Genomic DNA, 19739 nt, shown 5'->3' with positions numbered 1-19739 from the left:
AGTCTTTCATGTCGTCCGAACTCACGCTGCCCGCGCCGTACGCGCCGCATCCCGCGTTGATGCGCGCGTTCGATGCGTGTCCGCTGATCGCGATCCTGCGCGGCATCACGCCTGCCGAAGCGGCGGCGCAAGGCCATGCACTCTATGAAGCCGGCATTCGCATTATCGAGGTGCCGCTCAATTCGCCCGATCCGTTCGACAGCATCGCCGCGCTGCGCCGTGTGCTGCCCGACGACGCGATCGTCGGCGCGGGCACCGTGCTGCGGCCCGAATACGTCGACCGCGTGCAGGACGCGGGCGGCGCGCTGATCGTGATGCCGCACAGCGACGGAGCGGTGATCCGCCGCGCGCGCGCGCTCGGCCTTGCGAGCGCGCCGGGCGTCGCGACGCCGACCGAGGCGTTCGCCGCGCTCGCGAACGGCGCGGATGTGCTGAAGATGTTCCCGGCCGAGCAGCTCGGCGTGACCGTCGTGAAGGCGTGGCGCGCGGTAATCGATCGCGCGGTGCCGCTGATTCCGGTCGGCGGCGTGACGCCCGGCAACATGCAGCCGTTTCTCGCAGCCGGCGCGAACGGTTTCGGGCTCGGCTCGGCGCTGTACCGGCCCGGCCAGTCCGCCGACGCGACCGCGGCGAACGCGCGCGCGTTCCAGGCGGGCCTGCGCGCGGCACGCGGCGGAGCCGCGCGATGAACCGCCTCGCGGGCAAGGTGGCGATGGTGACGGGCGCGGGCCGGGGAATCGGCGCGGCGATCGCGCACGCGTTTGCGCGCGAAGGCGCGGCGGTGGCGCTCGTCGATCTCGATCTGCCGCAGGCGCGCGCGACCGCGGATGGAATCGCAAGCGAGATCGGCGACGCGCGCGTGCTGCCGCTTCAGGCCGACGTCGCGCGCCAGGAAGCAGTAAATGAAGCGCTCGCGCAGACTGAAGCGGCGCTCGGCGCGCTCGACGTGCTCGTCAACAACGCAGGCATCAACGTGTTCTGCGATCCGCTGACGATGACCGACGACGACTGGCGCCGCTGCTTCTCGGTCGATCTCGACGGCGTGTGGCACGGCTGCCGCGCGGTGCTGCCCGGCATGGTCGAGCGCGGGCTCGGCAGCATCGTGAACATCGCGTCGACGCATGCGTTCCGGATCATCCCGGGCTGCTTTCCGTATCCGGTCGCAAAGCATGGCGTGCTCGGCCTCACGCGTGCGCTCGGCATCGAATACGCGGCGCGCAACGTGCGCGTGAACGCGATCGCGCCGGGCTATATCGACACGCAGCTCACGCGCGACTGGTGGAATGCGCAGCCGGACCAGGCCGCCGCGCAGGCCGACACCCTCGGGCTGCAGCCGATGAAGCGGATCGGCCGGCCGGAAGAAGTCGCGATGACGGCGGTGTTCCTCGCATCCGACGAGGCGCCATTCATCAACGCGACCTGCATCACCGTCGATGGCGGGCGCGCGGCGCTGTACCACGACTGAAGGCTGAAGGACCGAATTGAAAGACCGCAGCGTGCGACGGCCGCGCGCACGCTGCGTCGAGACAAGCAAGCGGCTGCATCCTGTTCGATGAAGACAAGGAGACACTGGAGATGAAACGCAGAACGTTCGTCACGCTGGCCGCCGCGACCGCGGTGCTGATCGGCAGCCCGCTCGCGCATGCGGCCGACCCGGTCAAGATCGGCTTCCTCGTGAAGCAGCCGGAGGAGCCGTGGTTCCAGGACGAGTGGAAGTTCGCGGAGATCGCCGCGAAGGACAAGGGCTTCACGCTCGTGAAGATCGGCGCGCCGTCCGGCGAGAAGGTGATGAGCGCGATCGACAACCTCGCCGCGCAGAAGGTGCAGGGCTTCATCATCTGCACGCCTGACGTGAAGCTCGGGCCCGGCATCGTCGCGAAGGCGAAGTCGCACAGCCTGAAGATGATGACGGTCGACGATCGCTTGGTCGACGGTGCCGGCAAGCCGATCGAGGCGGTGCCGCACATGGGCATCTCCGCGTACAACATCGGCAAGCAGGTCGGCGACGGCATTGCGGCCGAGATCAGGAAGCGCGGCTGGGACATGAAGGACGTCGGCGCGATCGACATCACGTACGAGCAATTGCCGACTGCACATGACCGCACGACCGGCGCCACCGACGCGCTCGTTGCCGCGGGATTTCCGAAGGCGAACGTGATTGCCGCACCGCAGGCGAAGACCGATACCGAGAACGCATTCAACGCGGCGAACATCGCGCTGACGAAGAACCCGCAGTTCAAGCACTGGGTCGCGTACGGCCTGAACGACGAAGCGGTGCTCGGCGCGGTGCGCGCGGCCGAAGGGCGCGGCTTCAAGGCGGCCGACATGGTCGGGATCGGCATCGGCGGCTCCGATTCGGCGCTGAACGAATTCAAGAAACCGCAGCCGACCGGCTTCTACGGCACCGTGATCATCAGCCCGAAACGCCACGGCGAGGAAACGTCGGACCTGATGTACGCGTGGATCACGCAGGGCAAGGCGCCGCCGGCGCTCACGCTGACGACCGGCATGCTCGCGACGCGCGACAACGTCGGCAAGGTGCGCGACGAGATGGGGCTCGCGTCGAAGTAACCGGCCCGGGCGGCTGCCGCGCACGCGGCGGCCGACGGTCGATCGATCGAAAGTGGAGAGGCGACGTGTCAGCGGCACTGCGTTTTGACAATATCGGCAAGGTATTCCCCGGCGTGCGCGCGCTCGACGGCATCTCGTTCGACGTGCATGCCGGCGAGGTGCACGGCCTGATGGGCGAGAACGGCGCGGGCAAGTCGACGCTGCTGAAGATTCTCGGCGGCGAATATCAGCCCGATGCGGGCGGCGTGCTGGTCGATGGCCGGCCCGTGCATTTTTCCAGCGCGGCCGCGTCGATCGCGGCCGGCATCGCGGTGATTCACCAGGAGCTGCAGTACGTGCCCGACCTGACGGTCGCGGAGAACCTGCTGCTCGGCCGCCTGCCGAACGCGTTCGGCTGGGTGAGGAAGGGGGAAGCGAAGCGCCACGTGCGCGAGCGGCTCGCCGCGATGGGCGTGGATCTCGATCCGGATGCGAAGCTCGGCCGGCTGTCGATCGCGCAGCGGCAGATGGTCGAGATCTGCAAGGCGCTGATGCGCAACGCGCGCGTGATCGCGCTCGACGAGCCGACGAGCTCGCTGTCGCACCGCGAGACCGAGGTGCTGTTCAAGCTCGTCGACGACCTGCGCGCCGACGGCCGCGCGCTGATCTACATCTCGCACCGGATGGACGAGATCTACCGGCTGTGCGACGCGTGCACGATCTTTCGCGATGGCCGCAAGATCGCGTCGCACGCGTCGCTCGCCGACGTGCCGCGCGAGCGGCTGGTCGCGGAGATGGTCGGGCGCGAGATCGCGGACATCTATCACTATGCGCCGCGCCCGCTCGGCGACGTGCGCTTTTCCGCCGAAGGGATCGACGGCGCCGCGCTGCGCGAGCCGGCGAGCTTCGCGGTGCGCGCGGGCGAAATCGTCGGCTTCTTCGGCCTCGTCGGCGCGGGCCGCAGCGAGCTGATGCGGCTCGTGTACGGTGCCGACCGCAAGCGTGCGGGCACGCTCGTGCTCGACGGCGCGCGCATCGACGTGAAGCGCACCGGCGACGCAATCCGGCACGGCATCGTGCTGTGCCCCGAGGACCGCAAGGAGGAGGGGATCATCGCGATGGCGTCGGTCGCGGAGAACATCAACATCAGCTGCCGCCGCCATTCGCTGCGCGCGGGCCTGTTCATCGACCGCAAGACGGAGAGCGACACGGCCGACCGCTTCATCCGGCGGCTGAAGATCAAGACGCCGAGCCGCCGCCAGAAGATCCGCTTCCTGTCGGGCGGCAACCAGCAGAAGGCGATCCTGTCGCGCTGGCTCGCGGAGCCCGACCTGAGGGTCGTGATCCTCGACGAGCCGACGCGCGGCATCGACGTCGGCGCGAAGCATGAAATCTACGACGTGATCTACCGGCTCGCCGAGCGCGGCTGCGCGATCGTGATGGTGTCGTCGGAGCTGCCGGAAGTGCTCGGCGTGTCCGACCGCATCGTCGTGATGCGCGAAGGGCGGATCGCGGGCGAGCTGCCGCGCGCGCAGGCGAACGAGCATGCGGTGCTGAATCTCGCGCTGCCGCAGGCGACCGGGCTCACGGCCGCGCAGGCGGCCTGAAACAACGACACGACATTCGATTCGGTCACGCGCGGCGCGCGCTGCGCCGCGCGATTGAGGAGCAGGAGACATGACCATGCAAGTGAGAGAAAACCTCGCCGGCGCTGCCGTGAAGGCGGCCGCCAACGCGCCGGCACCGCAGAACGACCGCCAGAAATGGTGGCAGCAGCTCGCCGAATACAGCCTGATCGCGATCTTCGCGGTGATGTTCGTGACGATGTCGCTGACCGTCGATCACTTCTTCTCGATCGACAACATGCTCGGCCTCGCGCTGTCGATCTCGCAGATCGGCATGGTCGCGTGCACGATGATGTTCTGCCTTGCATCGCGCGACTTCGACCTGTCGATCGGCTCGACGGTCGCGTTCTCGGGCGTGCTGTGCGCGATGGTGCTCAACGCGACCGACAACACGTTCGTCGCGATCATTGCGGCGGTCGCGGCCGGCGCCGCGATCGGCTTCGTCAACGGCGCGGTGATCGCGTACCTGCGCATCAACGCGCTGATCACGACGCTCGCGACGATGGAGATCGTGCGCGGGCTCGGCTTCATCGTGTCGAAGGGGCAGGCGGTCGGCGTGTCGTCCGATACGTTCATCGCGCTCGGCGGGCTGACGATGTTCGGCATCTCGCTGCCGATCTGGGTCACGCTGCTGTGCTTCATCGTGTTCGGCGTGCTGCTGAACCAGACCGTGTACGGCCGCAACACGCTCGCGATAGGCGGCAACCCGGAAGCCTCGCGGCTCGCGGGGATCAACGTCGAGCGCACGCGTGTCTGCATCTTCCTGATCCAGGGCGCGGTGACTGCGCTCGCGGGCGTGATCCTCGCGTCGCGCATCACGTCGGGGCAGCCGAACGCCGCGCAGGGCTTCGAGCTGAACGTGATCTCCGCGTGCGTGCTCGGTGGCGTGTCGCTGATGGGCGGGCGCGCGACGATCTCCGGCGTCGTGATCGGCGTGCTGATCATGGGCACGGTCGAGAACGTGATGAACCTGCTCAACATCGACGCGTTCTATCAGTACCTCGTGCGCGGCGCGATCCTGCTCGCGGCCGTGCTGCTCGACCAGCTGAAGAACCGCGGCGTGCGCGACTGATTCCATGGAGACGAACGGCATGACCACCGATACTTCCACGCAACCCGCGCACGACGCGCGCTACGCAACGTATCCGAGCCTCGCCGACCGCACGGTGCTGATCACCGGTGGCGCGACCGGCATCGGCGCCGCGTTCGTCGAGCACTTCGTCGCGCAGGGCGCACGCGTCGCGTTCGTCGATCTCGACGCCGACGCGGGCCGGGCGCTCGCCGAACGCCTCTCACACGCGGGTCACCACACACGTCATGCGCCGCTCTTCATCGAATGCGACCTGACCGACATCGACGCGCTGCGCCACGCGATCGACGCGATCCGTGCGCGGATCGGCGCGATCGCGGTGCTCGTCAACAACGCGGCGAACGACGTGCGCCACAAGATCGCCGACGTGACGCCCGAATCGTTCGACGCGGGCATCGCAGTGAACCTGCGCCATCAGTTCTTCGCCGCGCAGGCGGTGATCGACGACATGAAGCAGCTCGGCGGCGGCGCGATCATCAATCTCGGCTCGATCAGCTGGATGCTGAAGAACGGCGGCTATCCCGTTTACGTGACCGCGAAGGCGGCCGTGCAGGGGCTGACGCGCGGCCTGGCGCGCGATCTCGGCCCGTTCGGAATCCGGGTCAATTCGCTCGTGCCGGGCTGGGTGATGACCGACAAGCAGCGTCGGCTGTGGCTGGACGACGCGGGCCGCGCGGCGATCAAGGCGGGGCAGTGCCTCGATGCCGAGCTGCTGCCCGCCGATCTCGCGCGGATGGCGCTGTTCCTCGCAGCCGACGACAGCCGGATGATCACCGCGCAGGACGTGATCGTCGACGGCGGCTGGGCGTGACCGGCCGCGTATCCGCTGAATCCCGCCAGAAGCTTGCCTGCTCAGACTTTTCGACGAAGGAGCCCATCATGAATGCCCCGTCCCTGCGTGCATCGACTTCGACGACCCAATCGCGCCGTGCGCGCCTCGCCGCCGCTGCGCAGCCGGTCAGCGCCGGCCCGCAGACCGCCGCGTTCGCGCAGGGCGTCGGCGCGACGCACGCGGCGGCCGTCACGCTGTCGAACGCGGCGTTGCGGCTCGACGTGCTGCCGCACCTCGGCGGCGGCATCGCGCGCTTCGACTGGCGGCGCGACGACGGCGCGCTGGCGCCGGTGTTTCGCCGCTGCGCGCATCCTGAGACGGCTACCGATCCGAACGAGCTCGCGTGCTATCCGCTGCTGCCGTACTCGAACCGGATCGGCGGCGCGCGCTTCGAATGCGACGGCCGCAGCGTCGCGGTGCCGCGCAACCGCCGCGACGAGGCGCTGCCGATCCATGGTGACGGCTGGCTCGCGCACTGGCAGGTGGACGACGTGACCGACACGACGCTGCACCTGTCGCTCGATCGCGCGCACGGCGCGCCTTACGCGTTTCGCGCGACGCAGGCCTACCTGCTCGACGATGCGACGTTGACGATCGTGCTGACGGTCGAGAACGCCGGCCGCGCGCGGCTGCCGTTCGGGCTCGGCGTGCATCCGTTCCTCGTGCGCGACGATGCTACCGAGCTTGCGGCCGCGGCGGGCGGGCTGTGGCTGTCGGGCGCGGACTTCCTGCCGGTGCGGCACGTGAGCGTGCCGCCCGCGTGGCAGTTCGGCGTTGCGTATCCGCTGCCGGCCACGCTCGTCAACCATGCGTTCACGGGCTGGGGCGGCCATGCGACGGTGAGCTGGCCGCGCCGCGGGATCACGCTGACCGTCGCGGCCGATGCCGATGCGTACGTGCTGTATACGCCGCCGGGCGAGGATTTCTTCTGCTTCGAGCCGGTCGATCATCCGATCAATGCGGTGAACCTGCCGGGCGGCGCGGCCGCGCACGGGATGACGCTGCTCGCGCCCGGCGAGCGCCTCGCGCGGCGCTTTTCGTTCACCGTCGGACGCAGCGATGCGCCCGCGCGCGAAAGCCGCCGGCGACGCGGGTAAAATACGCGGTCTACCAACGGTTTGCCGCGAGTACCCGCCATGTCTTCCCCGCTTACTTTCATCGAATCGCTGCGCGCCGCGTGGCAGCGCACGAATTCGCTGCTGTGCGTCGGCCTCGATCCCGAGCCGTCGCGCTTTCCCGCGCAGTTCGATGGCCAGCCCGACGCGATCTTCGAATTCTGCCGGCAGATCGTCGACGCGACTGCGCAATACGCGAGCGCGTTCAAGCCGCAGATCGCCTACTTCGCCGCGCACCGCGCGGAGGACCAGCTCGAGCGGCTGATCGCGCACATCCACCTGCAGCATCCGGGCTTGCCGGTGATCCTCGACGCAAAGCGCGGCGACATCGGCAGCACCGCCGAGCAGTACGCGCGCGAAGCGTTCGAGCGCTACCGCGCTGACGCTGTGACGGTGAACCCGTACATGGGCTTCGATTCGGTCGAGCCGTATTTCGCGCACGAAGGCAAGGGTGTGATCGTGCTGTGCCGCACGTCGAACCCGGGCGGCTCGGACCTGCAGTTCCTCGAGACGAACGGCAGGCCGCTGTACCAGGTCGTCGCCGATCTTGCCGCAAACAAGTGGAATGCGAAGAGCGGCCAGCTCGGCCTCGTCGTCGGTGCGACGTTCCCGAAGGAAATCGAGGTCGTGCGCGGGATCGTCGGCGACATGCCGCTGCTGATCCCCGGCATCGGCGCGCAGGGCGGCGACGTGCAGGCGACCGTCAATGCAGGCCGCACGGCCGACGGCACCGGGATGATGATCAACTCGTCGCGCGCGATCCTGTACGCGAGCAAGGACGAGGATTTCGCCGAAGCCGCGGCGCTCGCCGCGCAGAAGACCCGCGACACGATCAACGCGCATCGTTGAGCGGGGCGGGCCGCCTGTCCGGGCGGCTCGCTTCCGATGGCCCGCGCTCGCGGGCTTGCATCTACGTCTGCGGTTGTGCCGACGCGTTACCGTGAGACGCCGCGCGCGGACCTCCCGCGCATCAGCGCTCGTGCTCCTCGAGCAGCTTCAGCAGCCCGCGCAGCGCGTGCGCGGCGGCCTGCGTGCGGATCTGCTCGCGGTCGCCCTTGAACACGAGCGTCTCGACGTCGGTATGCAGCCGGTTGCTCCATGCGAACGACACGGTGCCGACCGGCTTCTTCTCGCTGCCGCCCGCCGGGCCGGCAATGCCGGTCACCGCGAGCGACACCTGCGCGCGGCTGTTGCGCAGCGCGCCTTCGGCCATCGCGCGCGCGACCGGCTCGCTGACGGCGCCGTGCTTGTCGATCAGCTCGTGCGGCACGCCGATCATCTCGCTCTTGGCCTGGTTCGAATACGTGACGAAGCCGCGCTCGAACCACTGGCTGCTGCCGGAGATGTCGGTGATCGCGGCGGCGATCATCCCGCCGGTACAGGATTCGGCGGTGGCGAGCATCAGGTGCGCGTCACGCAACTGGTTGCCTGCGCGGATCGCAAGCTGATGGACGACGGAATCGGTGGGCATGCGAATGGATGAACTGGAGTCGGAAAGGCGTCAGCCGACGAAGGACCGCCACAGCGCGATGACGAGCAGCGTCATGAACGCGGCGATCAGGTCGTCGACCATGATGCCGAGGCCGCCTGCCAGGCGGCGCTCGACGTAGCGGATCGGGGGCGGCTTGAGCATGTCGAAAATGCGGAACACGACGAAGGCCCAGAGCTGGCCGGCGAACGTCGCCGGAGTGACGAACAGCATCACGATCCAGATCGCGACGATCTCGTCCCAGACGACCGGGCCCGGGTCGGCATTGCCCATCTTCTTCGCGGTGAAACCGGTGATCCAGACGCCGGCGACGGCGCCGGCCACGATCAGCACCCACCATTCGGGCACCGTCAGGTAGCGGTTGAGCACGACGAACGTCAGCCAGCCGAACAGCGTGCCGAATGTGCCTGGCATCAGCGGCGCGAGCCCGCTGCCGAACCCGAGCGACAGGATGTGCGCCGGATGCGACAGCATGAAGCGGGCGGTCGCGCGTTTCGGCGCGGTCTGCGTGGCGCCGCCGCCGGTGTCGGCCGCGGCGCGCGGGGGCGTCGGGTCAGTCTGCATGGAAGTGGTCGAAACCGTGCAACGTGAGGGCGAGGGGCGCGCCAGCGGCGTCGCGCCACGCAATCGCGGGCCGTTCCGACGGTGCGGACAACGCGCGTATTGTACCGATTCGCGTGACCGCGACGCCGGCGGCGGCGCCCGCCGCGTCGACCGCCGTGCGGGCCGTGGCCGGCGCGGTGAAGCACAGTTCGTAGTCGTCGCCGCCCGCGAGCGTGCAACGGCGCTGCACGTCGGGCGGCAGCGTCGCGAGTGCAGCGGAGCGGGGCATCGCGTCGGCGTCGATTTCCGCGCGCACGCGCGAGCGGTCGAGAATGTGCTGCAGGTCGCCCGCGAGGCCGTCCGAGATGTCCAGCGCCGCGTGCGCAATGCCGGCGAGCGCAAGCCCGAGCGCGATGCGCGGCTCGGGGCGCTCGAGTGCCGCTTTGAACGCAGCTGCTTCGTGCACGCCGGCCGTCCATTCGCCGCGCGCGACGCCGAGCCCCGCGCGCGCGTCGCCGAGCGTGCCGGACACCCACACGTCGTCGCCGTCGCGCGCGGCGTCGCGGCGCAGCGCGGCGCCGGGTGCGACGTCGCCGAACACGGTCACGCACAGGTTCAGCGGCCCGCTCGTCGTGTCGCCGCCGACGAGTTCGCAGTCGAACCGCTCGGCGAGCGCGAAGAGCCCGTCGCTGAACGCCTCGAGCCACGTCGCGTCGGCGCGCGGCAGCGCGCACGCGAGCGTGAACGCGCGCGGCTCGGCGCCCATCGCCGCGAGGTCGGACAGGTTGACCGCGAGCGTCTTGTGGCCGAGCGCGTCGGGCGCGACGTCGGGGAAGAAGTGGCGGCCTTCGACCAGCATGTCCGTCGAAATCGCGAGCAATTTCCCGGATCGTGGCGCGATCAGCGCGCAATCGTCGCCGATTCCGAGCGTCGCGGCGCGCGCGCCCCGGGCCGCGCGGCGCGCGAAGAAGCGGTCGATCAACGAAAACTCGGACAGGGAAGCTGGCACGGCGGATGGACCCGAAGCGATTGAGTGAACGGCATTGTAACGAGGCGGACGGGCGGAGTTCTTGCACCGTTCAGTACATTTTTGTCGCGGCTGTTGCACCCGAATCGCCGTTTTGGACGCGTCGATTGGGGCTACAATGCGTCGACTAGGTATTCTAATCCGCACGTCACGAGACACATGTCCACTCAAGCCTCCTCCAAAGCCAAGCTGCGCGAAGCCGCCCTCGATTACCACGAATTTCCGACCCCCGGGAAGGTCGCGATCGCCCCGACCAAGCAGATGATCAACCAGCGCGACCTCGCGCTTGCGTATTCGCCGGGCGTCGCGTTCGCGTGCGAGGAGATCGTCGAGAATCCGCTGAATGCCGCCCGCTTCACCGCGCGCAGCAACCTGGTCGGCGTCGTGACGAACGGCACCGCGGTGCTCGGCCTCGGCAACATCGGCCCGCTCGCGTCGAAGCCGGTGATGGAAGGCAAGGCGGTGCTGTTCAAGAAGTTCGCCGGCATCGACGTGTTCGACATCGAGCTGAACGAGTCGGACCCGCACAAGCTGGTCGACGTGATCGCCGCGCTCGAACCGACGTTCGGCGGGATCAACCTCGAGGACATCAAGGCGCCGGACTGCTTCATCGTCGAGCGCGAGTGCCGCAAGCGGATGAAGATCCCGGTCTTCCACGACGACCAGCACGGCACCGCGATCGTCGTCGCGGCGGCCGTCACGAACGGCCTGAAGGTGGTCGGCAAGGACATCAAGAAGGTCAAGCTGGTCGCGTCCGGCGCGGGTGCCGCGGCGCTCGCGTGTCTCGACCTGCTCGTCGATATCGGCCTGCCGCTCGAGAACATCACGGTGACCGACCTCGCGGGTGTCGTCTACAAGGGCCGCACCGAGCTGATGGACCCGGACAAGGAACGCTTCGCACGCGAAACCGAGGCCCGCACGCTGGCTGAAGTGATCGACGGCGCGGACATTTTCCTCGGCCTGTCGGCCGCCGGCGTGCTGAAGCAGGAGATGGTGAAGGGGATGGCAGAGCGCCCGCTGATCCTCGCGCTCGCGAACCCGACGCCGGAAATCCTGCCGGAAGCGGCACTCGAAGTGCGTCCCGACGCGATTCTGGCGACCGGCCGCACCGACTATCCGAACCAGGTCAACAACGTCCTGTGCTTCCCGTTCATCTTCCGCGGCGCGCTCGACGTCGGCGCCACGACGATCACGCGTGAAATGGAGATCGCGGCCGTCAATGCGATCGCCGAGCTTGCGCAGCAGGAGCAGAGCGACATCGTCGCGACCGCGTACGGGATCCAGGACCTGTCGTTCGGCCCCGCATACCTGATTCCGAAGCCCTTCGATCCGCGCCTGATCGTGAAGATCGCGCCGGCCGTCGCTCAAGCCGCGATGGACGGCGGCGTCGCGACGCGCCCGATCGAGGACATGGACGCCTACAAGGTTCACCTGCAGCAGTTCGTCTATCACAGCGGCACGACGATGAAGCCGATCTTCCAGCTCGCGCGCAGCGCGCCAGCGGAGAAGAAGCGCGTTGTGTTCGCGGAAGGCGAAGAAGAGCGCGTGTTGCGCGCCGTTCAGATCATCGTCGACGAGAAACTCGCGAAACCGATCCTGATCGGCCGTCCGGCCGTGATCGAGCACCGCATCCAGCGCTACGGCCTGCGCCTGACCCCGGGTACCGACTTCACGGTCGTCAACACCGAGCACGACGAGCGCTACCGCGAGTTCTGGCAGGACTACGCGAAGATGATGGCGCGCAAGGGCATCAGCGAGCAGCTCGCGCGCGTCGAGATGCGCCGCCGCACGACGCTGATCGGCTCGATGCTGGTGAAGAAGGGCGAGGCGGACGGGATGATCTGCGGCACGATCAGTACGACGCACCGCCACCTGCACTTCATCGACCAGGTGATCGGCAAGCGCGCAGGCTGCAGCGTGTACGCGGCGATGAACGGCCTCGTGCTGCCGGGCCGCCAGATCTTCCTCGTCGACACGCACGTGAACGTCGATCCGACCCCGGAACAGCTCGCCGAAATCACGATCATGGCGGCGGAAGAAGTGCGCCGCTTCGGCATCGAGCCGAAGGTCGCGCTGCTGTCGCACTCGAACTTCGGCACGAGCAACGCGCCTTCGGCGAAGAAGATGCGCGATACGCTCGCGATCCTGCAGGAACGCGCGCCGGAACTGAAGGTCGACGGCGAGATGCACGGCGACGTTGCGCTCGACGCAGCGCTGCGCAAGGAAATCCTGCCGGACTCGACGCTGGAAGGCGATGCGAACCTGCTGGTCCTGCCGAACATCGACGCGGCGAACATTGCGTACAACCTGCTGAAGACGGCTGCGGGCAACAACATCGCGATCGGGCCGATCCTGCTCGGCGCCGCGCAGCCGGTGCACGTGCTGACCGAATCGGCGACCGTGCGCCGGATCGTCAACATGGCCGCGCTGCTGGTGGCCGACGTGAACGCTGCGCGGTAAACGAGACCGCGCAGCGTCTGGCGAATTTGTAAGAAATAGAAAAAAAGGCGTGCCCGCAATGGGCACGCCGCCGGGCAGGGCGAGAGCGCGCTTCCCGCAAGCAACAGCAGCATCTCTCCACTCCGGGTAGTGAGCGTGGCAAGGAGGCAGGGTCTTGCCAACCGAGAGATGCCATTCGCATTTTATCCTACAAAAGATAAAAATAGTTCGAGCCCGGCGGATTTTCCCCGGATCGCGGCTGCGCCTTGCTTTCAATTCCCAAACGAACATTGATTCGCGCGGACAATAGCGCTACGCTAACGCCTTTGTTGGTCGTCAACTACTTGATTTAACAGCGGGAACCCCGGTTCATGGCACGCAAGTGGCTCCGCAACGGCGCGCTCGCGTCCGTCTTCGCGATGTTCGCGATGGGTATCGTCGGCACGCCGACGGGCAGTCTGGTTTCCGCCGCCTACGCACGTGAGGCCGTTTCGGCCGGCGTGGCCGCCGGCGGGTTCGACACGATCCCGGCCGCCCGCCTGCCGCGCGAGGCTGTGACCACGCTCGGCCTGATCGGCGCCGGCGGTCCCTATCCGTACGAGAAAGACGGCATTGTGTTCGGCAACCGCGAGCGGATCCTGCCGAAGGCGAAACGCGGCTTCTACCACGAATACACCGTGCCGACCCCGCGCGCGCGCAACCGCGGCGCGCGCCGTATCGTCTGCGGCGGGCCGCTGCGCCGGGTCGACAATTGTTATTACACGGACGACCACTACAACAGTTTTAAACGCATTGTTGAATGACTTTGGGAAGAACGGCATGAGCGACTCCATCTACACGCACGACACGGCGTCGACGGCGGATCTGTTCGCGGCCGGCGACGGCAATCTGTTTCAGCGCGTGATGCAGCTGCGCGCAACGGCACAGGCCGACGACGCGCCGGCGCAGCAGGACGCCTGCCCCGGGCTTTCATCGAACGAGGAGCCTATGAGCCTTTTCACGACCGTGCGACCCAATCTCGTCCAGTCGATCCGCGCGTTCCGCGTGCAGGATCTTGCCGATGAAGCCGGTCGGCTCGGCCAGCATTTCCTGTATGCGTACTGCGGTGCCGCGCAGTCGAAGCAGGAAGTGATGGAAACGATCGCGACGTCGTTCCTGTTTCCGAAGCACTTCGGCAAGAACTACGACGCGCTGTATGACTGCCTGACCGATCTCGTCGCGAAGGCAGGCACGCAGCCCGGTTTCGTGATCGTGCTCGAAGGGCTGCCGATCGCGCAGAAGTTCGACAAGGAAGGCCGCGAGACGCTGCTCGACGTGTTCCGCGAGGCCGCGGAGTTCTGGGCCGAGCGCAAGGTCGCGTTCCGCGTGTTCTACTCGTTCGCATAAGCGCGCCGGCCCGTTGGTCGGGCCCATTGCCGGGTCCGCCGGACGCGTTTTCTTGCCGGCGCAAAGTCGGCAATTCCCAAGAAACCCGCCATCGTGCGGGTTTTTTTGCGTCCGCGGGCAGAGTCGGCACCATCCCGCCAAACGACAAGAAGCAAGCAGCGCCGCCGTATCGCGAGCTATCGCAACAGCCGGAGCGGGAGGCGCCGGTGCCCGGTGCGCAGGACGGCAGGCGGCAAAATGACTATCGGGGACGGATGCCGCACAGCGCGGGGCAATCTGGACGGGACGCGCGTCAAATCGTCACGGCACTGACAGTAGAAGCGCACCGGCGCAATCGGACAACGTAGATTTTGCCGATTTGTTGTCCGTACAACACAAGCTGACGAAATCCTTTCGGTGGGCGAAATACTATTTTCGCCAATTCATTCGTCTACCGAAACTCATGAAGCGAATCGCAGGGCTTCTGACGATTGCGGCCGATCCCGCCTACCGGAGCGCGGAGGCCGCATGGCGTGCCGGCATCGAGAAAATGCCGCAGGGACGGGCGGGACCGTTGCCCCAGCTGGGCGTGCAGCAGTCCCTCGACCGCAACGGTGTGCGTATCCCGGGCATGTCGGCGCTCGGCTATTCGACGGTTGGTTTCACGGTCACGCCGATTCAATCGATCTTCAAGCTTGACGCCCGGGAAACCTGTCAGCAGGGCCGGCGGTATGCATCGGATGCCAGTTTCGCGCTCGCCACCGTCGACGCCGGCTCTCTGCAGCGCGCAGCCGTCGATCCAAACGGAGGCCGCTAGCATGTTCCGGCTTATCCGATCCCATCTGTTCGCCGCGGCCGCATTCGGCATCGGCTCCAATCTGCTGCTGCTCGCGCCGACCATCTATCTGCTGCAGGTCTACGACCGCGTGTTGCCGAGCCGCAGCCTCGAAACCCTGGCGATGCTGACGATCATGATGGCGATCGCGCTTGTCACGATGCTCGTCACGGATATCGCGCGCAGCCGGATCCTGTCCGATCTCGGCCTCAGGATCGGCAACCGGCTGGACCGGCTTGCGCTGGCTGCGCACGTGTCGGCCCGCGCGCGCCGCGTGCCGGTTTCGTTCATCGCGACCCAGGGCGACGTCAACGTGCTGCGCGCGTTCATGGCGGGCCCCGGCGTGATCGCGTTTCTCGACGCGCCTTGGCTGCCCTTCTATCTGATCGTCATCGGCCTGTTCCACTGGAGCCTGGGCGCGATCGCGGCCGCCAGCGCCGTCCTGCTGTTCGTTATCGCGCTGATCAACGAGCGGCACGCCCGCCGTGCGATCGAAGCCTATCTGCCGCGCCAGCGCGAAGGCGAAGCGGCGCATCAGCAGATCATGCGCAACGCCGAGGTATTGACGGTGCTCGGGATGACTGACGATATCGTCGACGCGTGGGATCGACGCAAGCGCGGCTATATCGACGCGCAACGCGAGCTGGCGGATACCAACGCGCTCTATCGCGACGTGACGAAGATGCTGCGCCAGGCGATCCAGGTGGTGATGATGGCCGCGGGCGCATGGCTCGTGATCGACGCGCATGCGACGCCGGGCGTGATGCTCGCAACCACGATCCTGCTCGGGAAGGCGCTCGCGCCGATCGAGCAGCTCATCGGCAGCTGGAAGCTGGCGGGGGAACTGCGCGAAGCATGGCCGCGGCTGAACGCGCTGCTGGCCGAGGCGCCGGACGCGCCGCTCCTCGAATTGCCGCCCCCAAAGGCCATCTCTGCGTCGAGCATGCGACGTTCAGCGTACCCGCGCGTACCCCGGGAATGGGGCGCTTGCTGTTGCGCGGCGTGAGTTTCGAGCTGGCCGCCGGGCAGACGCTGATCGTTACCGGGCCGAGCGCGTCCGGCAAATCCACGCTGCTGCGCCTGATCGCCGGTTTGTGGCGGCCGCAGGCCGGCGTCGTGCGGCTCGACGGCGCGGACACGGCGCAATGGCCGCGCGTGTCGCTGCGCGCTCATCTCGGCTATCTGCCGCAGGACGTCGAATTGTTCGCCGGCACGGTCGCCGAGAACATCGGCCGCACCGCGAAACCGCTGCCGCTCGACTCGCAGGCGATCGTGCGGGCCGCGCAGCGTGCCGAGGTGCACGACATGATCCTCGCGCTCCCCGAAGGGTATGAAACGCAGATCGGTGATGGCGGCGAAACGCTGTCGGGCGGCCAGCGGCAACGTATCGCGCTGGCGCGGGCGCTGTATGGCGAGCCGTCCGTCGTGCTGCTCGATGAGCCGAATGCCAGCCTCGACGTGGCCGGCGAGGCGGCGCTCGAGACGGCGCTGCGCAGGCTGAGGGAAGACGGCGTGACGGTAATCGCGGTCACGCACCGCCCGGCGATGCTCGCGCTGGCCGATCGCGTGCTGCATCTGAATGACGGCGCGGTCGAACGTTTCGGGCCGCCGGTGCGCGTCGAGGAGGGCGCGGTCGCCGGTGGCATGCCGGATGAGTCGGCGATGCCGGACGAAGGGCTGCTCCGTGCGGTGCCGCCGTCGTCGCTCGCGCCGGCGCGGCCGCATCTGGACGACAAAACAAAATGGGTGACGCGATGAAGGCGGGGAACGGGATCCGGCGCATCGGCGCCGTTGTTCGGGACAGGTTATTGGCCCGCCGGCGTCCATCCTCGGGCGATGCGTTGCCGCTGCCGCGCCGATTGATTGCGTGGAGTTGCATCGGCGGCGCGACTGGAGTCGTGCTGCTCGCGTTCTGGGCGTCGCTTGCGCCCTTGTCCGGCGCGGTCGTCGCGGAAGGCGTGGTGCGGACGCAAGGCGAGCGCAAGACGGTGCAGCACCAGGAAGGCGGGATCGTGAAGGCGATCCGGGTGAAGGACGGCGATCGCGTCAAGGCCGGCCAGGTGCTGGTGGTGCTCGACAACGTCAGCCCGGCGGCCGAACTCGCCGCGTTGCGTGCACAGCGGGACGCGGAGCAGGCGCGGATCGCCCGTCTTTCTGCGGAGCGCGAGCTCAAGGATCGGCTGGCGTTTCCCGCCGACCTGACCGGCAGGCAGCACGACCCGCACGTCGCTGAGCTGCTGCAACGCGAATCCACGCTGTTCGCGACGCGGCGCCGCACTTTCCAGGACCAGATGTCGATGCTGCGAGCGGAGCTTGCGCATACGCGGCAGGAAATCACGGTCAGCGCGCAGTTGGTGCAGACGATGGGCGGCAGTCATGCGATGGCCGTTCGCCAGCGCGAAACGAACGAGGCGTTGAACCGCCAAGGCTTCGTCGCAGACATGAAGGTGCTCGACACGCGGCGGGTCGAGGCCGATGCGCTGTCGCGGATGCAGTCCGCGAAGGCCGAGCTGAGCCGGGCAAGGCAGCGGCAAGTCGACCTCGAGATGAAGATCGCGGGCCTGCGAAACGAATACATACGGACGGCGGACGACGAGCTGAAGGAGGCGACGAGCCGCGCGTTCCAGCTCGGCGAGCGTCTGCGTCCCGCGCAGGATGCGTCGATCCGCGCGCAGGTGACGGCGCCCGTCGACGGGACCGTCGTCGGATTGCGGGTGCATACGATCGGCGCGGTTGTCGGGCCGCGCGAGCCGATCGTGGACGTGGTGCCGGCAGGCGCGCCGCTGATCGTCGAGGCGAACGTGCGGCCCGACGACGTGCGGGCGATCGTGCCGGGCGGTCAGGCGGACGTGAGGCTGACCGCGTACAGCTCGCGCACCACGCCGATGCTCGATGGCCGGGTGGCTTATGTGTCCGCCGATGCGCTGACCGACAAGGATGCGCGCAGTCATTTCTATGTGGTGCGGGTCGAGGTGCCGGCAGATGCGGTGGCCAGAGCCAATCGGTTGGCTGCGCAACCGGTGGTGCTGGGGCCTGGGTTGCGTGCGGAGGTTTATATCCGCAAGCAGGCGCGGTCGGCGCTGGATTATCTGCTGGAGCCGATTGTGGATGGGGTGCGGCGGTCGATGCGGGATTGAGGGGGCGGTGTCTACGATTTGTTAACGGACCAAGAGATTGGGTGGCCAGTTTCGGCGATTAGAGCATGGATAAAAGTCGTTATGGGAAAAAGATCAAAGTCAAAAAAGCGGATTGGGGCGGGGGCGATGATGCTTACGCTGCTTTCCGCTTGTGTGCCATTTTCTGTTGACCAAATGCCGGTTCGAGAACAGCGGAATTTTCTGCGCGACATCAAAAGAGTTGTGGATGCGGGCGATCTGGCCGATGTTGCGACTACTTCGAAATGGTTGGGCGTTGATTTCATTGTGGAGGATGAACAGGATGTTTTTTCGGAGAATAAGGGGGCGTCGTTGGGGGATACGGTGCGTTTGAAGGCTGTTGCGGCTGCAAAGGAGTATGACGGAAAAGAAAGCTTTCGATATTCGATGTACTTTTTGCGGGGTAGTGATATTAGAAGGATTTTTGTGTCGGCGCGAGTCAACCGGAAGGTGATCTGTGTTTCGTCATCCGATGTGGGCGGGATATTTAAGGGGGCGCGTCGTGGTCCTTACGGTCATGGTTATGGATGGGAATATTCGTATCAAGGGCGCGGAGAGAAGGCCGTCTTGTTGTATTTCCAATTTTTGAATGATGGGTGTCTCTATAAATTTGGGTTTCGCCAGGGGGATTTTTAGTCGTGAATGGGATGTGAAGATCGCAAGATGCAATGCAAAAGACTATGCGGGGAATTGATTGTGGAAATTTGGCGGCTGTATTCAAGGTCGTTTCATCGGGAAATGAGTATAGAAAGGTGGCGAAATGGACTATTCGATGTTGCTTCCGTCAGATAGTTTATCCAGAAAAATTCGGATTAGGCTTCCGGTTGATTCGGGGGGGCGATTGGCGCGAAATTAATGGCTGAGTTGCCGGTGTTTGGGTGCGGAAAAGGAGATGGACGATGTCGGCAAAAGAAACCAAAGATGTTATCGGTGCTCTTGCGAAGGTGATGGATGTCATATCGCTTCGTAATTGGAATGCATATCAAGAGGCGCAGATTAGGATGTTGTTGTCGATATTGCTCTCGGTTAATGTGGTCGATCAATCAATATCAGTTACCAGAGTGGTAAGTTGGTTTGTTAAAAAGATAAAGAATAAGTTCAGAGAGACGGTCGGGGTTGGCGTTCTGTCAGCCATTTTGTTATCCGCCTGTGCGCCTTTCCCTGTCGATCAAATGCCAGCGCGTGAGGAACGGGACTTTCTGCACGACATCAAAAAAATTGTAGACGCTAATGATCTGGCTGATGTCCCGAGTGTCTCTCGGTGGTTGAGAGTTGACTTCGTTGTGGAGAGTGAGGGGGATGTTTATATCAATGATGGAGCGGTTCGGCTGGGTTATGACGTTACGTTAAGGGTCGTTTCATCAGGAAAGGAGTATAGAAAGGGGAGGGGCGAAATGGACTATTCGATGCTGCTTCCGTCGGATGGTTCGCCGAGGAGGACTCGGGTTGGAGTTTCTATTAATACAGGGGTTATATGTGTTTCGTCGAAGGACTTGATTGATGTGTTTGGGGAGAGTCGTCGTTATCCAAGAAGCCACGGGGATGGATGGGATTATCTGTACCTTGCGCAAGAGGGGGCGATTGAGTCGTATTTTGGATTTTACCGAAGTGGATGTCTTTCTAGAATTGGGCTTCGTCAGGGAAATTTAGGGAGGTGAGAAATATGTTGGCTAT

General features: G+C 66.1%; 20 protein-coding genes. 17 read left to right on the top strand and 3 right to left on the bottom strand.

Features of this window, described 5'->3' with window-relative positions; genetic code table 11:
• Positions 1 to 8: 8 nt before the first annotated feature.
• The 8 genes from ACV22Z_RS27150 to pyrF all read left to right on the top strand — a co-directional run bounded on the left by ACV22Z_RS27150 (position 9) and on the right by pyrF (position 8061).
• Entirely contained in the window at positions 9 to 689 is a 681-nt protein-coding gene (locus ACV22Z_RS27150) for a 2-dehydro-3-deoxy-6-phosphogalactonate aldolase (protein ID WP_448079360.1), read from the top strand.
• Entirely contained in the window at positions 686 to 1465 is a 780-nt protein-coding gene (locus ACV22Z_RS27145) for an SDR family oxidoreductase (protein WP_448079359.1), read from the top strand. Before ACV22Z_RS27150 ends, ACV22Z_RS27145 begins: the two co-directional genes overlap by 4 nt.
• Positions 1466 to 1575: 110 nt before the next feature.
• On the top strand, positions 1576 to 2571 hold the full coding sequence (locus ACV22Z_RS27140; protein ID WP_448079358.1) for an arabinose ABC transporter substrate-binding protein: 996 nt from the start codon (positions 1576 to 1578) through the stop codon (positions 2569 to 2571).
• A gap of 65 nt (positions 2572 to 2636) precedes the next feature.
• Entirely contained in the window at positions 2637 to 4157 is a 1521-nt protein-coding gene (araG, locus tag ACV22Z_RS27135) for an L-arabinose ABC transporter ATP-binding protein AraG (RefSeq protein ID WP_448079357.1), read from the top strand.
• Between the two features lie 76 nt (positions 4158 to 4233).
• Positions 4234 to 5247 (top strand): L-arabinose ABC transporter permease AraH, encoded by a 1014-nt coding sequence (gene araH, locus ACV22Z_RS27130; protein WP_448079356.1) that lies wholly within the window; start codon positions 4234 to 4236, stop codon positions 5245 to 5247.
• A gap of 19 nt (positions 5248 to 5266) precedes the next feature.
• Positions 5267 to 6076: an SDR family NAD(P)-dependent oxidoreductase gene (locus tag ACV22Z_RS27125; RefSeq protein WP_448079355.1), complete on the top strand. Its 810-nt coding sequence runs from the start codon at positions 5267 to 5269 to the stop codon at positions 6074 to 6076.
• Positions 6077 to 6144: 68 nt separating this feature from the next.
• Entirely contained in the window at positions 6145 to 7194 is a 1050-nt protein-coding gene (locus ACV22Z_RS27120) for an aldose 1-epimerase (protein WP_448079354.1), read from the top strand.
• Positions 7195 to 7233: 39 nt separating this feature from the next.
• Positions 7234 to 8061, top strand: a complete 828-nt coding sequence (pyrF, locus tag ACV22Z_RS27115) for an orotidine-5'-phosphate decarboxylase (RefSeq protein WP_448079353.1) — start codon at positions 7234 to 7236, stop codon at positions 8059 to 8061.
• A gap of 121 nt (positions 8062 to 8182) precedes the next feature.
• Here the strand turns inward: pyrF and ACV22Z_RS27110 are convergent, their stop codons facing one another.
• The 3 genes from ACV22Z_RS27110 to thiL are packed head-to-tail and all read right to left on the bottom strand — an operon-like array spanning position 8183 to position 10253.
• On the bottom strand, positions 8183 to 8683 hold the full coding sequence (locus ACV22Z_RS27110; protein WP_448079352.1) for a CinA family protein: 501 nt from the start codon (positions 8681 to 8683) through the stop codon (positions 8183 to 8185).
• 30 nt (positions 8684 to 8713) lie between these two features.
• Entirely contained in the window at positions 8714 to 9265 is a 552-nt protein-coding gene (locus tag ACV22Z_RS27105; protein WP_448079351.1) for a phosphatidylglycerophosphatase A family protein, read from the bottom strand.
• Entirely contained in the window at positions 9255 to 10253 is a 999-nt protein-coding gene (gene thiL, locus ACV22Z_RS27100) for a thiamine-phosphate kinase (RefSeq protein ID WP_448079350.1), read from the bottom strand. The genes ACV22Z_RS27105 and thiL overlap by 11 nt, the downstream gene beginning before the upstream one ends.
• 177 nt (positions 10254 to 10430) lie before the next feature.
• Between thiL and ACV22Z_RS27095 the strand changes: the two genes are divergently transcribed.
• The 9 genes from ACV22Z_RS27095 to ACV22Z_RS27055 all read left to right on the top strand — a co-directional run bounded on the left by ACV22Z_RS27095 (position 10431) and on the right by ACV22Z_RS27055 (position 19723).
• Positions 10431 to 12731, top strand: coding sequence for an NADP-dependent malic enzyme (locus ACV22Z_RS27095; protein WP_448079349.1), 2301 nt, complete (start codon positions 10431 to 10433; stop codon positions 12729 to 12731).
• Between the two features lie 350 nt (positions 12732 to 13081).
• Positions 13082 to 13513, top strand: coding sequence for a ribonuclease (locus ACV22Z_RS27090; RefSeq protein WP_448079348.1), 432 nt, complete (start codon positions 13082 to 13084; stop codon positions 13511 to 13513).
• Positions 13514 to 13529: 16 nt separating this feature from the next.
• Positions 13530 to 14096, top strand: a complete 567-nt coding sequence (locus tag ACV22Z_RS27085; RefSeq protein ID WP_448079347.1) for a barstar family protein — start codon at positions 13530 to 13532, stop codon at positions 14094 to 14096.
• A gap of 442 nt (positions 14097 to 14538) precedes the next feature.
• Positions 14539 to 14892, top strand: coding sequence for a hypothetical protein (locus tag ACV22Z_RS27080; RefSeq protein ID WP_448079346.1), 354 nt, complete (start codon positions 14539 to 14541; stop codon positions 14890 to 14892).
• 1 nt (position 14893) lies between these two features.
• Entirely contained in the window at positions 14894 to 15916 is a 1023-nt protein-coding gene (locus ACV22Z_RS27075; protein WP_448079345.1) for an ABC transporter transmembrane domain-containing protein, read from the top strand.
• Complete coding sequence (locus ACV22Z_RS27070; RefSeq protein ID WP_448079344.1) at positions 15889 to 16668, top strand: ATP-binding cassette domain-containing protein; 780 nt, start codon at positions 15889 to 15891, stop codon at positions 16666 to 16668. The genes ACV22Z_RS27075 and ACV22Z_RS27070 overlap by 28 nt, the downstream gene beginning before the upstream one ends.
• Before the next feature lie 140 nt (positions 16669 to 16808).
• A complete protein-coding gene (locus ACV22Z_RS27065) occupies positions 16809 to 18047 on the top strand; it encodes an HlyD family type I secretion periplasmic adaptor subunit (protein ID WP_448079424.1) in 1239 nt (412 codons plus the stop codon).
• An 81-nt stretch (positions 18048 to 18128) separates the two neighbouring features.
• Positions 18129 to 18701 carry a hypothetical protein gene (locus ACV22Z_RS27060; protein WP_448079343.1) on the top strand — a complete coding sequence of 191 codons (573 nt, stop codon included), beginning with the start codon at positions 18129 to 18131 and terminating at the stop codon, positions 18699 to 18701.
• Positions 18702 to 18964: 263 nt separating this feature from the next.
• On the top strand, positions 18965 to 19723 hold the full coding sequence (locus tag ACV22Z_RS27055) for a hypothetical protein (RefSeq protein ID WP_448079342.1): 759 nt from the start codon (positions 18965 to 18967) through the stop codon (positions 19721 to 19723).
• Positions 19724 to 19739 lie beyond the last annotated feature (16 nt).

Source organism: Burkholderia sp. PU8-34, assembly GCF_053427725.1.
Note: the sequence above shows the minus strand (reverse complement) of the source record. Positions and strands in the feature narration are given on the sequence as shown.